The organism is Variovorax dokdonensis (genome assembly GCF_030316895.1).
Lineage (GTDB): Bacteria > Pseudomonadota > Gammaproteobacteria > Burkholderiales > Burkholderiaceae_C > Variovorax > Variovorax dokdonensis.
Genome location: NZ_JASZYV010000001.1, coordinates 145,191 through 163,385, shown reverse-complemented (window position 1 = coordinate 163,385; position 18,195 = coordinate 145,191). Strand labels below are relative to the sequence as shown.

At 67.0% G+C, this 18,195-nt stretch carries 13 protein-coding genes; 3 read left to right on the top strand and 10 right to left on the bottom strand.

The features are described 5' to 3' along the window. The first annotated feature begins 100 nt into the window (after positions 1-100). Both QTH91_RS00785 and QTH91_RS00780 read left to right on the top strand, forming a co-directional pair. Entirely contained in the window at positions 101-1,729 is a 1,629-nt protein-coding gene (locus QTH91_RS00785; protein ID WP_286658131.1) for a peptide chain release factor 3, read from the top strand. Between the two features lie 23 nt (positions 1,730-1,752). Then, entirely contained in the window at positions 1,753-2,559 is an 807-nt protein-coding gene (locus QTH91_RS00780) for an HAD family hydrolase (protein ID WP_286658130.1), read from the top strand. A 22-nt stretch (positions 2,560-2,581) separates the two neighbouring features. On the opposite strand, the gene QTH91_RS00775 is transcribed toward QTH91_RS00780, so the two are convergent. The 5 genes from QTH91_RS00775 to uvrA form a co-directional block, all read right to left on the bottom strand. Next, entirely contained in the window at positions 2,582-4,066 is a 1,485-nt protein-coding gene (locus tag QTH91_RS00775) for an alanine/glycine:cation symporter family protein (RefSeq protein WP_286658129.1), read from the bottom strand. A gap of 133 nt (positions 4,067-4,199) precedes the next feature. After that, positions 4,200-5,105, bottom strand: a complete 906-nt coding sequence (locus QTH91_RS00770; protein WP_286658128.1) for a DUF4399 domain-containing protein — start codon at positions 5,103-5,105, stop codon at positions 4,200-4,202. Between the two features lie 85 nt (positions 5,106-5,190). Continuing rightward, entirely contained in the window at positions 5,191-6,156 is a 966-nt protein-coding gene (locus QTH91_RS00765; RefSeq protein WP_286658127.1) for a tripartite tricarboxylate transporter substrate binding protein, read from the bottom strand. A gap of 145 nt (positions 6,157-6,301) precedes the next feature. Continuing rightward, positions 6,302-7,351, bottom strand: a complete 1,050-nt coding sequence (locus tag QTH91_RS00760; protein ID WP_286658126.1) for a histone deacetylase family protein — start codon at positions 7,349-7,351, stop codon at positions 6,302-6,304. 13 nt (positions 7,352-7,364) lie between these two features. Then, positions 7,365-13,142: an excinuclease ABC subunit UvrA gene (gene uvrA / locus QTH91_RS00755; RefSeq protein ID WP_286658125.1), complete on the bottom strand. Its 5,778-nt coding sequence runs from the start codon at positions 13,140-13,142 to the stop codon at positions 7,365-7,367. 163 nt (positions 13,143-13,305) lie between these two features. On the opposite strand from uvrA, the gene QTH91_RS00750 reads away from it, so the two are divergent. Continuing rightward, positions 13,306-14,418 (top strand): ABC transporter substrate-binding protein, encoded by a 1,113-nt coding sequence (locus tag QTH91_RS00750; protein ID WP_286658124.1) that lies wholly within the window; start codon positions 13,306-13,308, stop codon positions 14,416-14,418. A 97-nt stretch (positions 14,419-14,515) separates the two neighbouring features. On the opposite strand, the gene QTH91_RS00745 is transcribed toward QTH91_RS00750, so the two are convergent. The 5 genes from QTH91_RS00745 to QTH91_RS00725 all read right to left on the bottom strand — a co-directional run bounded on the left by QTH91_RS00745 (position 14,516) and on the right by QTH91_RS00725 (position 18,171). Further along, on the bottom strand, positions 14,516-14,656 hold the full coding sequence (locus QTH91_RS00745; protein ID WP_286658123.1) for a hypothetical protein: 141 nt from the start codon (positions 14,654-14,656) through the stop codon (positions 14,516-14,518). A gap of 245 nt (positions 14,657-14,901) precedes the next feature. Continuing rightward, on the bottom strand, positions 14,902-16,593 hold the full coding sequence (locus QTH91_RS00740) for an MFS transporter (protein ID WP_286658122.1): 1,692 nt from the start codon (positions 16,591-16,593) through the stop codon (positions 14,902-14,904). Positions 16,594-16,760: 167 nt separating this feature from the next. Continuing rightward, the gene (locus QTH91_RS00735; RefSeq protein WP_286658121.1) at positions 16,761-17,408 is read right to left on the bottom strand and encodes a 2-hydroxychromene-2-carboxylate isomerase; all 648 of its coding nucleotides are present in this window, start codon (positions 17,406-17,408) and stop codon (positions 16,761-16,763) included. Then, the gene (locus QTH91_RS00730) at positions 17,405-17,674 is read right to left on the bottom strand and encodes a DUF1289 domain-containing protein (RefSeq protein ID WP_286658120.1); all 270 of its coding nucleotides are present in this window, start codon (positions 17,672-17,674) and stop codon (positions 17,405-17,407) included. Before QTH91_RS00730 ends, QTH91_RS00735 begins: the two co-directional genes overlap by 4 nt. Further along, positions 17,671-18,171, bottom strand: a complete 501-nt coding sequence (locus QTH91_RS00725; protein WP_286658119.1) for a YbaK/EbsC family protein — start codon at positions 18,169-18,171, stop codon at positions 17,671-17,673. Before QTH91_RS00725 ends, QTH91_RS00730 begins: the two co-directional genes overlap by 4 nt. Between the last annotated feature and the right edge of the window lie 24 nt (positions 18,172-18,195).

The following is an 18,195-nucleotide window of genomic DNA, read 5'->3' as shown; positions in this document are numbered from 1 at the left end:
GCCCGCGAGCGCACACCAGATTCAGCGCGAGATGCCGCTCCGTTCGAGCGCCAAGCAGCATTCCCGCGCAATCCACCGAGTCAGCCTCCGCGTCCCCGACATGTCCTACGCCTCCGAAACCCGCCGCCGTCGCACCTTCGCGATCATCTCCCACCCTGACGCGGGCAAGACCACGCTGACCGAGAAGCTGCTGCTGTTCTCGGGCGCGATCCAGATCGCCGGCTCGGTCAAGGCGCGAAAGGCCTCGCGCCACGCCACGTCGGACTGGATGGAGATCGAGAAGCAGCGCGGCATCTCGGTGGCTTCCTCGGTGATGCAGATGGCGTACCGCGATCACGTCATCAACCTGCTCGACACCCCCGGCCACAAGGACTTCTCGGAAGACACCTACCGTGTTCTGACCGCCGTCGACTCGGCGCTGATGGTGATCGATGCCGCCAACGGCGTGGAAGCGCAGACGCGCCGCCTGATCGAGGTTTGCCGCCAGCGCGACACGCCCATCATCACCTTCGTGAACAAGATGGACCGCGAGGTGCGTGAGCCGCTGGAACTGCTCGACGAGATCGAGCGCGAGCTGGGCATGCCCTGCGTGCCCATGACGTGGCCGGTGGGTCAGGGCAAGCGTTTCGGCGGCATCATCAACCTGCGCACCCAAGCCATGACCGTTTTCGAGTCCGGCAGCGAGCGCCGCCCGCAGGACTTCGAGGCCATGCCGCTTTCGGACGAGGCCGCCCTTCGACAGCGCTTCGGCGCCGAGTTCGACACCGCGCTCGAAAGCATGGAACTGGCCGAGGGCGCCTCGCCCGCCTGGGACCATGCAGCCTTCCTCGCCGGCAAGCAGACGCCGGTGTTCTTTGGTTCCGGCGTCAACAACTTCGGGGTGATGGAAGTGCTCGACGCGCTGGTCGACCTGGCGCCCTCGCCGCAACCGCGCACGAGCACGACGACGGTCAACCGCCAGCCGGTCACGCAGGAGATCCTGCCCGAGGACAAGGCCTTTGCCGGCGTCGTCTTCAAGGTGCAGGCCAACATGGACCAGAACCACCGCGACCGCATCGCGTTCGTGCGCATGGCCTCGGGCAAGTATTCGCCGGGCATGAAGCTCAAGGTGCAGCGCACGGGCAAGGAGCTTCGCCCGACCAGTGTCGTCACCTTCATGAGCCAGCGCCGCGAGGCCGTGGAAGAAGCCTATGCCGGCGACATCGTGGGCTTTACCACCCACGGCGGCGTTCAGCTGGGCGACACCATCACCGACGGGGCCAATCTGCAGTTCACCGGCCTGCCCTTCTTCGCGCCCGAACTGTTCATGACGGTGGTGCTCAAGAACCCGCTGCGCACCAAGCAGCTTCAGCAGGGACTGGCCCAGTTGGGCGAGGAAGGGGCCATCCAGGTCTTCCGCCCCGAGGTCGGCGGCCCCATGTTGCTGGGTGCCGTGGGCCAGCTGCAGTTCGAAGTGGTTCAGCATCGCCTGAAGGCCGAATACGACTGCGACGTCCGCCTCGAAAGCTGCCAGTACACCGGCGCGCGCTGGATCACCGCCGACACGCCGGCCGAACTGCGCGAGTTCGTCAACGCCTATCCGCAGCGCATGTCGCTCGATGCCGCCGACACCCTGGCCTACCTGTGCACCTCGCCGTACGACGTGCGCCTCGCGCAGGAACGCTTTCCGAAGATCCACTTCCACCCCCTGCGCGAGCATGCGGGATTGAGCCTGCAGGCTTCTGCATGAGGCCGGGCGACGACGCACGGCCCATGGCCCCTTTGGCCGAATGGCCGGTCGACGATCGACGGGGTCTGCTCGGCGTCTTCACCGACATCGATGACACGCTCAGCACCGATGGCGAAGTGCCGGCGCCGGTGGTCGAGGCGCTGGGCGCCCTGAAGGCTGCCGGCTTGCATGTGGTGGCCATCACCGGGCGACCGGTGGGCTGGAGCGAGCCCTTTGCCGCGCGTTGGCCGATCGATGCCATCGTGCCCGAGAACGGTGCCATGGCCCTGGTGCCCGACGGCCCGCCCGATGCGCAGGGCCTGCGCCCGTTGCGCCGGCTCTACCAGCAGGACGCCACGACGCGCGCCGCCAACCATGCGCGCATGCAGCAGGTCCTGCAGGCCATCGAGCGCGACATTGCCGGCGCGCGCCGCGCCGAGGATTCGGCGGGCCGCGAATGCGACATCGCGGTAGATCACAGCGAATTCACCCGCCTGCCGGATGCGCAGATCGATCAGGTGGTGCTCGCCATGCGTCAGGCCGGTATGCATGCGACGGTGAGCAGCATCCACGTCAACGGCTGGTTCGGCGATCACAACAAGCTCGAAGGCGCCCGCTGGATCGTGCACCAGCTTTGGCAGCGCGACCTCGCCCTCGAGATGGACCGCTGGGCCTACGTGGGCGACTCGACCAACGACGCGCTGATGTTCCAGGCGTTTGCGCACAGCATCGGCGTGGCCAACATCGAGCGCTTCGTGCCGCTGCTGAGCCAGCTACCGCGCTACGTCACGCGCGGCGAACGCGGCGCCGGCTTCGTCGAGGTCGCCCAAGCGATCCTCGACGCGCGCTGAGAATCCGCGGCACAGCGGGCGATCAGGCCGTTCTGCCCGCTGGCGAACGCCGCGGCGGTGGAACCTGGCTACCGCTGCGCTTCACGCCGCCAGCGCCCGGCCACACATCCAGCGGCAGCTTCGCACCGCCGTCAGGCAGCACGTTGCAGTCGAACGTGGGCGTCTCCACCCCACGCTTCATCTGGCCGTGGAAATCGTGCCAGGCGGCCACCGCATGCCTGCGCAGCAGGAAGATCGCGCCCAGGTTGATCAACGCCATGAAGCCCATGCTGACGTCCGCCATGTCCCACACCAAGGGCACGCTGGCGACGCTGCCGAACATCACCATGCACAGCACCAGCACGCGAAACGCGTTGACCAGCGTCTTGTTCCGCTTGATGAATTCGACGTTGCCTTCGGCGTAAGCGTAGTTGCCGATGATCGACGTGAAGGCAAAGAAGAACACCGCGAACGACATGAAGGTGGTGCCCGCCCGCCCGATGTGCGCAGTGACGGCCGCTTGCGTCAGCGCTGCGCCCTTCAACTCACCGCCGGGCGTGAACACGCCCGACAGCAGGATGATGAACGCGGTGCAAGAACAGATGATGATGGTGTCGACGAACACGCCCAGCATCTGCAGCAGGCCTTGCGATACCGGGTGCGGCGTGGTCGCGGTGGCCGCCGCGTTGGGCGCGCTGCCCATGCCGGCTTCGTTGGAGAAGAGGCCACGCTTGACGCCGTATTGCAGCGCCTGCATCACGCCGTAGCCCACCACGCCACCCACGGCCGGCTCCAGGCCGAAGGCACTGCGGAAGATCAGCGAGATCACGCGCGGCACTTCGCCGATGTGCGACACGATGGCGTAGACGGCCACGCACAGATAGCCCAGCGCCATCAGCGGCACCATCCATTCAGCCACTGTGCCGATGCGCCTCAGCCCGCCGAAAATCACGCCGCCGGCCAGCACCACCAACACGGCGCCGATGGCCATCCTGTTCCAGCCGTAGGCCACGTTCAGCGTGTCGCTGATCGAGTTGGCCTGCACTGCGTTGAAGACTAGGCCAAAGGCCAGGATGAGCGACAGCGAAAAGGCGATGCCCCATCCGCGCGATCCCAGGCCGCGCTGGATGTAGTAGGCCGGCCCGCCGCGAAAGGATCCGTCCGGGTGGCGTTCCTTGTAGATCTGCGCGAGCGTCGATTCGGTGAACGCCGAGGCCATGCCCACCAGCGCAGTGACCCACATCCAGAAGATGGCGCCCGGCCCGCCCAGCGCGATGGCTGTGGCCACGCCAGCAATGTTGCCAGTGCCCACGCGACTGGCCAGGCCCGTGGCGAAAGCCTGCGTCGGAGAGATGCCGGAATCGTCGATCCGTTTGAATGACCGCAGACTGTATGGCAGCCCGCGCAACTGCACGAGGCCTGTGGCCAGCGTCAGGATGATGCCGACGCCGATCAGCACATAAATGAGGACGTGGCTCCACAACAAATTGTTGAGTGGATCGACCACCACGCGAATCAAGGCCTCCATGCTTACCCCTTCCTTTTGTTTGTTCAATGTTGGGCGCGTTGCGCGCCTGAGGCATTGTCGATCAGCGATCGAAGGAAACGAAGTAAGCGATTGTTCTCGGTGAAGGCGCGATGCCCTCACCGTGCGCGCCGCTTCAGGGCACGGTGAACTGCACCGGCTTGAGTCCGCGGGCCGTCGGCTTGCCGCTGACGTTGTCCACCAGTTCCACACGGGCGCTGTAGTCGCCGCGCGGCGGGTTCAGCCAGAACTCGGTCTGGCCTCCGGTCAGGTCGACGACTTCGGGCTTCTGGTTGGGCCGCTCCAGCGTCACGCGGAAGTGCCCGGTGCCGGCCAGCTTGGGCGCGGCATGGGAGATGTTGTAGCCGCTCGCGTGCAATTGCATGCGCATCGGCAACTGCACCGTGCTGCGGTCCGCCGGGCCGAGTATCTCCAGGCGTGGCGGTCCGAGGACGGTGGCGGCACTGGCGTCCTTGTTCTGCCCGGTCACGGTCACGCGCAAGGGCTTGCTATAGACGAAGTAGGGAATGTGGCCCTGGTCCGCGAGCACCAGACGCAGTGTGTACGTGCCGGGCGGAAGATCGATCAGCGCCTCCATCTGGCCCTTGCCGAAGTGGACGTACTGAGGAGTGAATGGCAGCGGCTTCTTGAAATCCAGCGGCAGGGGCTGGTCGATCAACAGGTGATGGTGGCCCGCATGGCCGGCCGTCTGTCCTGCCGGCACGATGCCGCGCATCGACAGGCCGAAACGCGCCACGAACGGCGACTGGCGGGCGGCGCCGTCTTCGAGGTTGGTGAAATAGGCTTCGGGCGACCAGCGCGGCGGCGCCGTCACCCAAGCATGATCCGGCAGTTCGAGACCGCTTTCACGGCCATCCTGATGCAGGTGCGCGGAGGCATCTGCAGCGACCTTGGGCGCATGGCCCGCATGCGCTGCGTCAGGCGCCTGGGCATGGACGGCAGAGCCGCCCAGCGCCAGGGCCAGCGACAACACGGCGGCTGCAACCGTCCCCGGCTGGGGCGCATACGAAAAAGCAAGCATCGATGACCTCGTTGGACACTACGGATGCCGGCTATTGTCACAAAAGATTACATGGGCACCCACCGGGTGGTACCCATGTGCCGCCTCAGTTGCCCTTGGCCAGGCCGAGCTTCTCGATCACCGCCTTTTCGCTCGACATCGTCTTCTGTGCGAAAGCGGTGTAGTCGGCGCTGCTCATGTAGATCGGCACCATGTCGTAGCGGCCCAGCGCGGCCACGTAGCTGGGCTCTTCCATCGCCTTCTTGAAGGCGTCGTGCAGTTTCTTCACCACCTCGGGCGACGTGCCCTTGGGCGCGCCGATGCCGAAGGGCGAGTTCTGCACGATGTCGTAGCCCAGTTCCTTGAGCGTGGGCGCGTCGGGGAATTTCTCAAGGCGCTTGTCGCCCCACGTGTTGAGCACGCGCAACTTGCCTGAATCGACGTACGGCGCCCACCCCGTGCTGTCGGAGGCGGCCATGATGTGTCCGCCGAGCAGTGCCTGCATCAGGTCGGCACTGCCCTTGAAGGGAACGTGCTGCAGCTGGATGTCGGCCTTCTGCGCCAGCACTTCGGTGGTCAGGTGGGGGCTGGTGAGGTTGCCGGTCGAACCGTAGTTCAGCTTGCCCGGATTGGCCTTGGCGTAGCTGACGAAGTCCTTCCAGGTCTTGAACGGGCTGTCGGCCGGCACCACCATGCCGAACGCATAGCCAGTGACGTTGATGACGTAGCTGATGTCTTTGATCGGATCCCAGTTGATCTTGGTGGTGTAGCCGATCCGAAAGACGCCCAGCGGAATCTGCGCGATGGTGTAGCCGTCGGACTGCGAGGTCTGCAGTGCCTGCGCGGGCAAGGTGCCGCCGGCACCGGGCTTGTTCTCGACGATGACGGGCTGACCCAGGATCTTGCCGGCGTTGTCGGCCAGCTGGCGCATGGTCACGTCGGTCGGGCCGCCAGCGGGAAAGGCAATGATCAGCTTGATCGGCTTGTCGGGAAAACTCTGCGCCGATGCGACGGCGGGAAGCGCGAAGACGGCGGCAAGGGCGGCAGCGCCGATGAGGGTGCGACGAAACATCTGGATGGATCTCCTGGCAATGGCGATTGAAAGCCTTTCAGTTGGCTTTCGAACAAAGTCGCCCATTGGGCAGGCATCTTCGGCTCGGGGCAATCGGGGTGTGCCCCGAGCGTGTCGCCTTGGTGGCAGCCCGCCCAGACAGCGCTCAGGCCGCCGCGCCGGCGAACCCGTCCAGCACGTTCGCCACATTGATCCCCAGCGCGTCGACCGCATAGCCGCCTTCGAAGACGAAGACGGTGGGCAGTCCGGCGCGTGCAATGTCTTCGCCGATGCGAAGGTAATCGTCGCTCACCAGCGTGAGGCCAGCCACCGGGTCGCCCTCGAAGGTGTCGGCGCCCAGCGAGACGACCAGCGCTTCGGCATTGGATGCCGCGATGCCGCCGAGGGCCTGCGCCAGCGCCTCGCGCCAGGTGTCGAAGTCCGTGCCCCGCGCCAGCGGCAGGTTGTGGTTGAAGCCCAGGCCTGCGCCGCTCCCGCGCTCGTCGGCGTGGCCGAGGTAGTAGGGGTAGTCGGTCAGCGGGTCGCCATGCAGGCTGGCCACATGCACGTCGGCTCGCTCGTAGAAGATGGCCTGCGTACCGTTGCCGTGGTGATAGTCCACATCGAGCACCGCCACACGCGCCGCGCCGGCATCGCGCAGCGCCTGGGCCGCCACGGCGGCGTTGTTCAGGAAGCAGTAGCCGCCGTAGAAATCGGCGCCGGCATGATGGCCGGGCGGGCGCGTGAGCGCGAAGGCCGCGCACTCGCCACCGGCCACGCGAAGGGCCGCCGTCCATGCGCACGCCGCGCCCTGGCGGGCCGCCTGCCACGTGCCGCCCATGAGCGGCGTTCCGGCATCGAAGGCGTAGTAGCCAACGCGCGCGGGAAAGCTGTGCGGCACCACGTCCCGGCGCATGCCCGGCGCCGGCCAGTACGAAGGCAGAACGTCGCGCTGCGCGTTGCCCGGATCGAGCGCCACCCACTCGTCCCAGGCGCCGGCCAGGAACTCGAGGTAGCGCGGCGCATGCACGGCATGCAGCATGGCCTCGTCGAACGATCCATCGGCCTCGCCGATGGCGTGGCCGCCGCGCCGCTGCAACTCCGCCAAAACGATGTCCACCCGATCGGGTCGTTCGAAGCATGGCACCAGTTCACCGCGGAACATCTCCATGCGGCCCTGGTGCAGCGCGTGTCGATGGTTGTGAATCACCTGCATGGCTCGGCTCCGGTCATGGCGCGACGGCTTCCACCCCCACGCTGCGCGCGAGCACGGGCGCCAGGGCGACGCCAGTGTGCGTGCCCAGGCGGACCACTTCTTCCGGCGGCGCGCTCGCCACCACCTGCCCGCCGCCATCGCCGCCTTCGGGCCCGAGGTCGACGATCCAGTCGGCTTCGGCGATGAGATCGAGGTCGTGCTCGATCACCAGCACGCTGTGGCCGCCCGCCACAAGCCGATGCAGCACGTGGATGAGTTTTTCGACATCGGCCATGTGCAGGCCGACCGTCGGCTCGTCCAGCACGTACAACGTGTGCGGTGCCTTGTTGCCTCGCCGCGTGACGTCGTCGCGCACCTTCGACAGCTCGGTCACCAGCTTGATGCGCTGCGCCTCGCCGCCCGACAGGGTGGGCGATGGCTGCCCCAGGGTCAGATATCCCAGGCCCACGTCCTGCAGCAGCTTCAGCGGGTGGCTGATGTTGGGCATGCTGGCGAAGAAGGCGACGGCCTCGTCCACCTCCATCTGCAGCACGTCGCCGATGCTCTTGCCGCGCCAGCTCACCGCCAGCGTCTCGGGGTTGAAGCGCGCGCCGTGGCAGCTTTCGCAGGGCACCTTCACATCCGGAAGGAAGTTCATCTCGATGGTGCGCACGCCGGCACCTTCGCACGCCGGGCAACGGCCCTCGCCGGTGTTGAACGAGAAGCGCCCCGGGCCATAGCCGCGCGCCTTGGCTTCGAGCGTGTCGGCAAAGAGCTTGCGAATGGTGTCCCAGAAGCCGATGTAGGTGGCCGGGCAGCTGCGCGGTGTCTTGCCGATGGGCGTCTGGTCCACTTCGAGCACGCGGTCGATGCCTTCGTAGCCTTGCACCTCGTCGCAGCCGGCCCAGGCCGGTCGCTTGCCGGCGGCGTCGGCATCGCGGCCCGCCTTGGTGCTGCGCTGCTGCACGATGGCCGCCACGTTGGCCAGCAGCACGTCGCGCGCCAGCGTCGACTTGCCGGAACCGCTGACGCCGGTGACGGCCACCAGCCTGCGCAGCGGCACGCTCGCGTCCACGGACTTGAGGTTGTGCAGCTTGGCACCGCGCACGGTGAGCCATGCGGCGGGCAAGGCCGCGTCTTCGCCGGCATCGCCCTCGGGTGCCGCGACTGCGCGCCTGGGATGCAGCGGATGCCGGATCGCATCGCGCAGGTAGCGCCCGGTGAGCGAGTCGCTGGACGCCTGGATGTCGGCCACCGTGCCCTCGGCCACAACGCGACCGCCACGCTTGCCCGCGCTGGGGCCGATGTCGATCACGTGATCGGCGCGGCGAATGGTGTCCTCGTCGTGCTCCACCACGACCAGCGTATTGCCCTTGTCGCCCAGCTTGTGGAGCGCGCCCAGCAGGATGCGGTTGTCGCGCGCGTGCAGGCCGATGGTCGGCTCGTCGAGCACATAGCACACGCCCTGCAGGTTGCTGCCGAGCTGCGCCGCGAGGCGGATGCGCTGCGCCTCGCCGCCCGACAGCGTCGGCGCGCCGCGATCCAGCGTGAGATAGCCCAGCCCCACCTCTTGCAGGAACTCCAGCCGGCTCTTGATCTCGGGCACCAAGTCGCGCGCGATCTCGGCTTCGCGGCCCACCAGGTTGAGCCCTTCGAACCAGGCACGCACCTCGGCCACGCTCATGCGCGCAATCTCGGTGATGGCAATGCCACCGGAGCCGTCCGGCAGCGAGCCCAGCCGCACGGCACGCGCCGTGGCATTCAGGCGCGTGCCCTCGCAGGTGGGGCAGACCGCATCGACCACGTCTTCCAGTTCCGGTTCGGCGAAGGTCTGCTCGCGGCCGCGGTTGTCGTCGCCGCGCTGCGAATCGTCGTACACCTTGCGTTGCTCGCGCGTGAGCTTGACGCCGGTGCCCACGCAATCGGGACACCAGCCGTGCTTGCTGTTGTAGCTGAACAGGCGCGGATCGAGCTCCGCATAGCTGGTGGCGCACACCGGGCAGGCGCGCAGCGTGGAATACACCTGCACCTTGCCGATGCCCGACGTGGGTGCGCCGGCGAGCATGGCACCGCGCAAGCCGTCGAGCTCGCTCAGCACATGCACGACGCCCTTGCCGTGTTCGAGCGCCGTGGTCAGCGCCTCGCGCAGCTTCGTCTCGTTGGCAGGCAGCACATCGACGCTCGCCACCGGCAGCTCGATGCTGTGTTCCTTGAAGCGGTCCAGGCGCGGAAAGCCGGTGGTCGGCAGAAAGGCTCCGTCCACACGCAGATGCGTATAGCCGCGCGGGCGCGCCCAGTCCGCCAGTTCGGTGTAGACACCCTTGCGGTTGCTGACCAACGGCGCCAGCAGGCCCACGTGCTGCCCCCTGAAGTTGCGCATCAACTGCGCGGCGATGCTGTCGGGCGTCTGCGGCTGCACGGGTGTGCCGTCGAACACGCAATGCTGCGTGCCCAGCTTGACGTACAGCAGGCGCAGGAAGTGCCAGACCTCTGTGGTGGTGCCCACCGTGCTCTTGCGTCCGCCGCGCGAAAGGCGCTGCTCGATCGCCACCGTGGGTGGGATGCCATACACCGCATCGACTTCGGGCCGACCGGCCGGCTGGACGATGGAGCGCGCGTAGGCATTGAGCGATTCGAGGTAGCGCCGCTGCCCTTCGTTGAACAGGATGTCGAAGGCCAGCGTCGACTTGCCCGAGCCGCTGACGCCGGTCACCACGCTGAACTTGCCACGCGGAATGCTCACCGACAGGTTCTTCAGGTTGTGCTCGCGCGCATGCACGATCTCGATCGCATCGGTGCCCGGTGCCGCGACGGCATGCGCGGCATATTGGCGAAGCGTCTTTTCGGCCGCCTTGTAGGCACCCGGTCCGATGGCCGATTCGTAGTCGGCCAGCGCGGCCCCGGTGAGCGACCCGGCGTGCTCGCGCACATGCTCGGGCGTGCCCTCGGCCACAATGCGCCCCCCGGCGTCTCCGCCTTCGGGGCCGAGGTCGATCAGCCAGTCGCTGGCCCGGATGACGTCGAGGTTGTGTTCGATCACCACCAGCGAATGCCCCGCATCGAGCAGCTTGCGCAGCGCGCGCATCAGCCGCGCGATGTCGTCGAAATGCAGCCCGGTGGTGGGCTCGTCGAACAGGAACAACGTGCCCTTGCGCGCCAGCGGCTGGCGTGAGGCACTGCTGGACTTGGCCGATTCCGCCAGGAAGCCCGCGAGCTTCAGGCGTTGCGCCTCGCCGCCGCTGAGCGTGGGCACGGGCTGGCCCAGCTTGACGTAGTCCAGGCCGACATCGACGATGGGCTGCAGCACGCGCTGCACCTCGCGGTCCGTCGAGAACGCGGCCAGCGCCTCGGCCACGGTGAGCTCCAGCACGTTCGACACATTGAGCACGCGGCCGCCGCGCTCCACCGTCACTTCGAGGATCTCGGCGCGGTAGCGCTTGCCGTCGCAGTCCGGGCAGCGCAGGTACACGTCCGACAGGAACTGCATCTCCACATGCTCGAAGCCGGAGCCGCCACAAGTGGGGCAGCGCCCATCGCCGCTGTTGAAGCTGAACTTGGCGGCGGTGTAGCCGCGTTGCTTGGCCAGCGGTGCCGTGGCGAAGATCTCGCGGATCGCATCCCACGCGCCCACATAGCTGGCCGGATTGGAACGCGCTGTCTTGCCGATGGGCGACTGGTCCACGAACACCACGTCGCTCAAATGATCGGCGCCCAGCAGGCGGTCGTGCGCGCCGGGCGTCTCGGTGGCCTTGCCAAAGTGGCGCATCAGCGCCGGCGCCAGCACGTCCTGGATGAGCGTGGACTTGCCCGAGCCGCTGACGCCGGTGACGCACACCATCCGCTGCAGCGGAATCTCGACCGAGATGTTCTTCAGGTTGTGTTCCCGCGCGCCTTCGAGCACCAGACGCGGCGTGGCATCGCCCACCGGCCGCTTGAAGCCCATGCCGATGGTCTTGCGGCCGCCCAGGTACGCGCCGGTAAGCGTGTCGGCCGAGCGCAGCGAGTGGGTGTCGCCGTCGAACACGATCTCGCCGCCACGCGCTCCCGGACCAGGCCCCATGTCGATGATGCGGTCCGCCGCCAGCATGACGGCCGGGTCGTGCTCCACCACGACCAGCGTGTTGCCGGCATCGCGCAGGCGCAGCATGGCCTGCGTGATGCGGTTCATGTCGCGCGGATGCAGGCCGATGCTCGGCTCGTCCAGCACGAACAGCGTGTTCACCAGCGACGTGCCGAGCGCGGTGGTGAGGTTGATGCGCTGAACCTCGCCCCCGCTGAGCGTGCGGCTCTGGCGGTCGAGCGTCAGGTAGCCGATGCCCACGTCGTGCAGGTAGCGCAGGCGCGTGGTGATCTCTTCATGCAGCAGCTTGAGCGCCTGGGCCTCTCCGCCAGCGGCGGCTGCCGGCGAAGCCAGCCGGTCGAAGAAGCGGCGCAACCGCTCGATGGGCAGCAACATCAGGTCGTGCAGGTTCAGGCCGGGCAGCGCCTCCAGTTGTTCGCGCGACCACTTGGCGCCCACCGGCATGAAGCGCTCGGCCGGCGCCATCACGGCATCGGCGTCGTCCTTGGTGCCGATGCGCCACAACAGGCTGTCGAGCTTCAGGCGCGCGCCGGCGCACGTCGGGCATGGCGTGTAGCTGCGGTATTTGGACAAGAGCACGCGGATGTGCATCTTGTAGGCCTTGCTCTCCAGATAGCCGAAGAAGCGGCGCACGCCATACCACTGCTGGTTCCACTTGCCCTTCCAGTTCGGAGATCCTTCGATCACCCAGTCCTTCTGCTCGGGGGTGAGCTTGAACCAGGGCGTGTCGCGCGGAATGCCCGCCGATTCGGCATGGCGCATGAGATCGTCCTGGCATTCCTTCCACGCCGGCGTCTGGATCGGGCGGATGGCGCCCGCACGCAGCGTGAGCTTGTCGTTGGGAATGACCAGGCCCATGTCCACGCCGATCACCCGCCCGAAGCCGCGGCACGTCTCGCAGGCGCCGACCGCCGAATTGAACGAGAACATGGAAGGCAGCGGCTCGGCGTACCGGATGTCGCTCTCGGGGCAATGCAGGCCGGTGGAGAACTTCCACAAGGCCGGGGTTTCCTCCTCCTGCGCCGGCAGCACGTAGACGGTCATGCGGCCGCTGCCGCGCTTGAGCGCGACCTCGATCGCCTCCACCGCACGCGCACGCTCGACGCCGCCCATGCGAAAGCGGTCCGCCACCACGTCCAGCACCTTGCGGGGGCCGGTGGGCGTGGCCACCTCGCGCTCGGCCTGAACCCGGGTGAAGCCGCTGGCGGAAAGCCACTGCGCCACCTCTTCCGCACTGGTCGTCGCCGGCAACTCGACCGGAAAGGTCAACGCCAGCCGCGGGTCGCCGGCGGCCGCCGCGCGGGCCTCCAACTGGGCATGGATGCTGTCTGGCGAATCGTGGCGCACCGGCAGCGCCGTCTCGCGGTCGAACAACTGGCCAGCCCGCGCAAACAGCAGCTTGAGGTGGTCGTTGAGCTCCGTCATCGTGCCCACGGTCGACCGGGACGAGCGGACCGGGTTGGTCTGGTCGATGGCGATGGCCGGCGGCACGCCTTCCACCTTGTCCACCGCCGGCTTGTCCATCCGGTCGAGAAACTGGCGGGCATAGGCCGAGAAGGTTTCGACGTAGCGCCGCTGCCCTTCGGCGAACAGGGTGTCGAACACCAGGCTGGATTTGCCGGAACCGCTGGGCCCCGTGACGACCGTCAGTTCGCCGGTGCGAATGTCCAGGTCGAGATTGCGAAGGTTGTGTTGGCGTGCGCCGCGAATCCGGATGAAGCCCTGTGTCATGCGTGCCTTGTGGGTAGGGCAAGCATTCTAGGGACGGCCCGCACGATGCGCCGACGGTGCTGTCGGCTTGGCACAGAAGTTCGCAGGGCTTTCCCCGATGGGCAACGCGTTGCGATTAGTAACAAATGCTGATCGGCTCAACAACACTTTTTCCGAGACAGCCATGATCGCTTTGCGCCCCATTTGCCTCGCGGCCGCCCTGGCCGTGTCCTCCTTTGGCGCGAGCGCGCAATTGCTGATCGGACAGACCGCCGGCATCAGCGGCCCCGTGGCTGCCAGCGTCAACGAGACCATCGGCGGGGCCAAGCTGGTGATCGACGCCGTCAACGCGCAGGGGGGCATCAACGGCGAGCAGATCGAGGTGATCCGCATGGACGACGGCTTCGACGTGAAGCGCGCCGGCGAGAACGCCCGTGTGCTGATCGAGGACCGCAAGGTGCTGGCCTTCTTCATGAGCCGCGGCACGCCGCACACGCAGGCGATCATTCCGCTGCTGGACAAGTACGGCGTGGCACTGGTCGGCCCCTCGACCGGCGCGATGGTGCTGCACAAGCCCCTGCAGAAGTACGTCTTCAATGTGCGCCCGACCTACCAGCGCGAGGCCGAAAAGGCCGTGCAGCATCTGACCACCGTGGGCATGACCCGCATCGCCGTGGTCCATGTGACGGATTCCTTCGGCGCCGACGCGCTCGAAGGCGCCATGACCGGATTCGAGAAGGCCAAGTCCAAGCCCGCCGTGGTGGTGCCCGCCGACCGCGCCAAGCCCGACTATGCGCAGATCATTCCGAAGATCACCGCGGCCGATGCGCAGGCCGTCGTCTGGATCGGCTCCGGCACGGCGGTGATCGAAGGCGTGCGCGCGCTGCGAAAGGCCGGCTCGGCCGCGCAGGTGGTGACCCTGTCGAACAATGCGTCGGGCGGCTTCATCAAGGACCTCGGCAAGGACGGGCGCGGCGTGATCGTGACCCAGGTGTTCCCCAGCGCGCGTTCGATCGCGCAGCCGATGGTGGCCGAGGCCATCGGCCTGGCCAAGGCCAAGGGCATGACCGAGCTGTCGCCGGCGGCGCTGGAAGGCTTTGCGTCTGCCAAGGTGCTCGTCGAGGCGCTCAAGCGCGCGGGGCCCAAGCCCACGCGGGCGCGCGTCGTCGCGGCGCTGGAAAGCATCAGCAACTTCGACCTGGGCGGCGGCATGGACGTCAGCTATTCGCCCCAGGACCACTCGGGACTGGACTTCGCGGATCTGTCCATCATCAGCGACGGCAAGTTCAGGCGCTAAGGACGCCCGGCCCGGCCTGAACCGGCGGGGCCTTCCGTACGCCACTGCAGCGGCGCACGCACGCTGGCGGCGCCCTGCCCCACCTGCCCCACCTGCCCTACTTGGCCGGCGCAGGCTCAGTGGCGTGCATGTCCCCGCTGTGCTTCTCCCCGCCCATGTCGATCTTGTCGCCCGCCTTCATGATCACGAACAGGCACAGCGCGACGAACGCCACGAAGCCAATACCAATCTTCCACATCGCTGGATTCCTCTCTGAGGTCACTTGAAAAAAGAAAAGGCCCCGCGCACCCGCACGGGGCCTTGTTGATGGACGCCGCTGCCTAGAACAGGGCGCCAGCCTTCAAACCCATCCGCTACGCCACCGTCATCCGGCAAGCGAAGCGAAGCCCCTTCGAGGCCATCGCGGAACTGGCTATGCCAGGCCGCAGATGGCGCCCCTCAAGGGGTAGGCCGACCTGCGAAGCAGGGCAGCCTGGGGTGGGCTCAGTCGTTGGCGTAGATGTTGACGTCCTTCGTCTCGCGGATGAACAGCGTGCCCACCACCAGCGTGATGCCGGCGATGATGATCGGATACCACAGGCCGTTGTACATGTTGCCGGTGCTGGCCACGATGGCGAAGGCGGTGGTGGGCAGCAGGCCGCCGAACCAGCCGTTGCCGATGTGATACGGCAGGCTCATCGAGGTGTAGCGGATGCGGGTCGGGAACAGTTCGACCAGCATGGCGGCGATCGGGCCGTAGACCATTGTCACCAGCAGAACCAGGTAGCTCAGGATGATGACCATCAGCACCTTGTTCATCTTGGCCGGGTCGGCCTTGGCGGGGTAGCCTGCAGCCTTCAGGTCATCGCCCACTTCCTTCTTGAACGCCGCGATCGACTTGACCGAAGCCTCGTCGAACTTGCTGCGTGCCACCACGCCTTCGGGCGCCGTGACCTGCTTGTCGCCGATCTTCACGATGGCCTTGCTGCCCGGTGCGCCGACGACGTTGTCGTAGCTCACCGAGTTCTGGACCAGGTAGCGCTTGGCGATGTCGCACGAGCTCTTGAAGTCGATTTCGCGAGCGACCGGGTTGCCCTGGAACGAGCAGGTGGCCGGATCGGCGGTCACGGTGACGGCGGCGGTCGCCTGGGCATGGGCCAGGTCGGGGTTGGCCGCGGCGGTCAGCATCTTGAAGACCGGGAAGTAGGTCAGCACGGCCAGCAGGCAACCGACCATGATGATGGGCTTGCGGCCGATCTTGTCCGACAGGGTGCCGAAGATGACGAAGAACGGCGTGCCGATGGCCAGTGCCGCCGCGATCAGCAGGTTGGCGGTGATCGGATCGACCTTGAGCTGGGCCGTCAGGAAGAACAGCGCATAGAACTGGCCCGTGTACCAGACCACGGCCTGGCCGGCGGTCAGGCCGACCAGCGCCAGGATCACGATCTTCAGGTTCTTCCACTGGCCGAACGACTCGGACAGCGGCGCCTTCGAGGTCTTGCCCTCGGCCTTCATCTTCTGGAAAGCGGGCGATTCGTTCAGGCTCAGGCGGATCCACACGGAGATGCCCAGCAGGGCGATGGACACCAGGAAGGGAATACGCCAGGCCCAGTCGGCGAAGGCTTCTTCACCGGTGATCGTGCGCACGCCCAGGATGACCAGCAGGCTCAGGAACAGGCCCAGCGTGGCGGTCGTCTGGATCCACGAGGTGTAGGCGCCGCGCTTGCCGTGCGGCGCATGCTCGGCCACGTAGGTGGCGGCACCGCCGTACTCGCCGCCCAGGGCGAGGCCCTGCAGCATGCGAAGCGCGATCAGGATGACCGGAGCGGCCACGCCGATGGTGGCGTAGGTGGGCAGCAGGCCGACGATGAAGGTCGACAGGCCCATGATCAGGATGGTGACCAGGAAGGTGTATTTGCGCCCGATCATGTCGCCCAGGCGGCCGAACACGATGGCGCCGAACGGACGAACCAGGAAGCCCGCCGCAAAGGCCAGCAGCGCGAAGATGAATGCGGCGCCTGCGTCCAGCCCGCTGAAGAACTGCTTGGCGATGATGGCTGCCAACGAGCCATACAGATAAAAGTCGTACCACTCGAAGACCGTGCCGAGCGACGAGGCGAAGATGACCTTCTTCTCTTCGTTCGTCATCGGTCGGGGCGTGGACGGAATCCCTCGGTGATCCAGTGCGGCTGTCATGCGTCGTCTCCAGTTGAAATGCTTGGCCCCAATGGGGGTGAAAGCCATTCTTCACTGGCAACTGACCGCGACCTTGCGCGAAACTGAACGGAATCTGACGAAATCAGGTCAAACCCAACACTGTCGTTTCGGAATGTAAAAACAAGGCCGAAAGCGACGGGACAGCCTTACTGGGACTTTCCCGGGGGCGTCCATGCCGGCCTGTTTCCGGCCGACTTCCAGGCGTCCTGCTCGAACCATGGATCGCCTTCCAGCCACGCGCGCAGAACGGGCAGGCTGTCGAGCCCCCAAAAGTGCTGGCCGTCCACTTCCATCGTCGGCGTGCCGAAGATCCCGGCGCGGACCGCCGCGTCGGTGTTGGCGCGCAACTGGGCCTTGACGGCATCGCCGTCGGGCTCACGCACCCGCGGCAAGCGGGCCGCCAGTGCGGCAACGCGTGCCGGATCGGATGGGTCGCCGCCGCCGCGCCAGATGTCGCGAAAGATGGTCTCGGTGACATACCGGTTGGTGTCGGCGCCGTCTGCCGATGCCAGCGCGAGCCGCAAGTACGGCAGCGGATTGAAGGGATGCTGCGCGGGCATGTCGATCGGAACGTCGTGCATGCGCCCTTGCCACAGCACCTGGCGGTAGGTCCAGTCGCGCTTGTGCGCCACTTCCGCCGGACCGAGCAATCCGTGCGCGCGCAGCAGCGCGCCCAGCAAGACCGGCCGGTAACGCACATGAACGCTCAGGCCCGCCAGCGCCTGCGGCAGATGCTCGAAGGCCAGGTACGCAAAGGGCGAGAGGAAGTCGTAGTGGAAGGTGATGGTCTTCATGGCAACTCCGATGGGCCGGTGGCTTCTTCGGTGGCCGGGGCCGTCGCGTTCGATGCGGCGCGCTCGGCGATGCACGTCCACACCGCCCGGCGCTCCCGGTCGTCCATCGCGCTCCATGCGGCGATCTCGTCCAGGCTGCGCAGACAGCCGATGCACAGGCCGCTGCCGGGATCCATGCGGCAGACCGAAACGCAGGGCGAGATCACCGGCTGGCCATCGGGCTGGGCCAGCACCGCATCGGCACGCGCGGCCAGCTTGGCATTCATGCGACGGTCTGCACCACGTCGGCCACCGGCGCGCCGGTCAGGCGCTCCAGGTCTTGCGGGCGCAGTTGCACCACCGCATGCGGGTGGCCGGCCGCGGCCCACACGGTGTCGAAGCGAAACAGTTCGCGATCGATCAGGACGACTGGTTTCGTCGCATGCGCGAAGGGCGACACGCCACCGATCGAGAAGCCCGTCCGGCTCTTGACGAATTCGGCATCGGCGCGACCGGTCTTGCCCACCAGCGCATCGACCTTCTTCTCGTCCACGCGCCGGTCGCCCGAGGTGACGACCAGCACGGCCACCTCATCCGACTTGCGCCTGAAGATGATGCTCTTGGCAATCTGCCCCACCTCGATGCCCAGGGCGTCGGCCGCCTGCTGGGCGGTTCGCGCGGCGTCGTCGAGCATGACGGGCGCATTCGGATGGCCGGCGTCCTGCAGCAGCCTCGCGACGCGCTGCACGGTTTCGGGAAGGGCGGTGAGTTCGGCGCCGCACATGGCTGCAGACCTTTCAGGAGGAAG

Excerpts from the sequence above, each read along its gene's own strand:
- QTH91_RS00780 (WP_286658130.1), top strand. The coding sequence starts at position 1,753 with ATGGCCCCTTTGGCCGAATGGCCGGTCGACGATCGACGGGGTCTGCTC.
- QTH91_RS00770 (WP_286658128.1), bottom strand. The coding sequence starts at position 5,105 with ATGCTTGCTTTTTCGTATGCGCCCCAGCCGGGGACGGTTGCAGCCGCC.
- QTH91_RS00725 (WP_286658119.1), bottom strand. The coding sequence starts at position 18,171 with ATGTGCGGCGCCGAACTCACCGCCCTTCCCGAAACCGTGCAGCGCGTC.
- QTH91_RS00730 (WP_286658120.1), bottom strand. The coding sequence starts at position 17,674 with ATGAATGCCAAGCTGGCCGCGCGTGCCGATGCGGTGCTGGCCCAGCCC.
- QTH91_RS00760 (WP_286658126.1), bottom strand. The coding sequence starts at position 7,351 with ATGCAGGTGATTCACAACCATCGACACGCGCTGCACCAGGGCCGCATG.
- QTH91_RS00735 (WP_286658121.1), bottom strand. The coding sequence starts at position 17,408 with ATGAAGACCATCACCTTCCACTACGACTTCCTCTCGCCCTTTGCGTAC.
- QTH91_RS00785 (WP_286658131.1), top strand. The coding sequence starts at position 101 with ATGTCCTACGCCTCCGAAACCCGCCGCCGTCGCACCTTCGCGATCATC.
- QTH91_RS00750 (WP_286658124.1), top strand. The coding sequence starts at position 13,306 with ATGATCGCTTTGCGCCCCATTTGCCTCGCGGCCGCCCTGGCCGTGTCC.
- QTH91_RS00775 (WP_286658129.1), bottom strand. The coding sequence starts at position 4,066 with ATGGAGGCCTTGATTCGCGTGGTGGTCGATCCACTCAACAATTTGTTG.
- QTH91_RS00745 (WP_286658123.1), bottom strand. The coding sequence starts at position 14,656 with ATGTGGAAGATTGGTATTGGCTTCGTGGCGTTCGTCGCGCTGTGCCTG.
- QTH91_RS00765 (WP_286658127.1), bottom strand. The coding sequence starts at position 6,156 with ATGTTTCGTCGCACCCTCATCGGCGCTGCCGCCCTTGCCGCCGTCTTC.
- QTH91_RS00740 (WP_286658122.1), bottom strand. The coding sequence starts at position 16,593 with ATGACAGCCGCACTGGATCACCGAGGGATTCCGTCCACGCCCCGACCG.
- uvrA (WP_286658125.1), bottom strand. The coding sequence starts at position 13,142 with ATGACACAGGGCTTCATCCGGATTCGCGGCGCACGCCAACACAACCTT.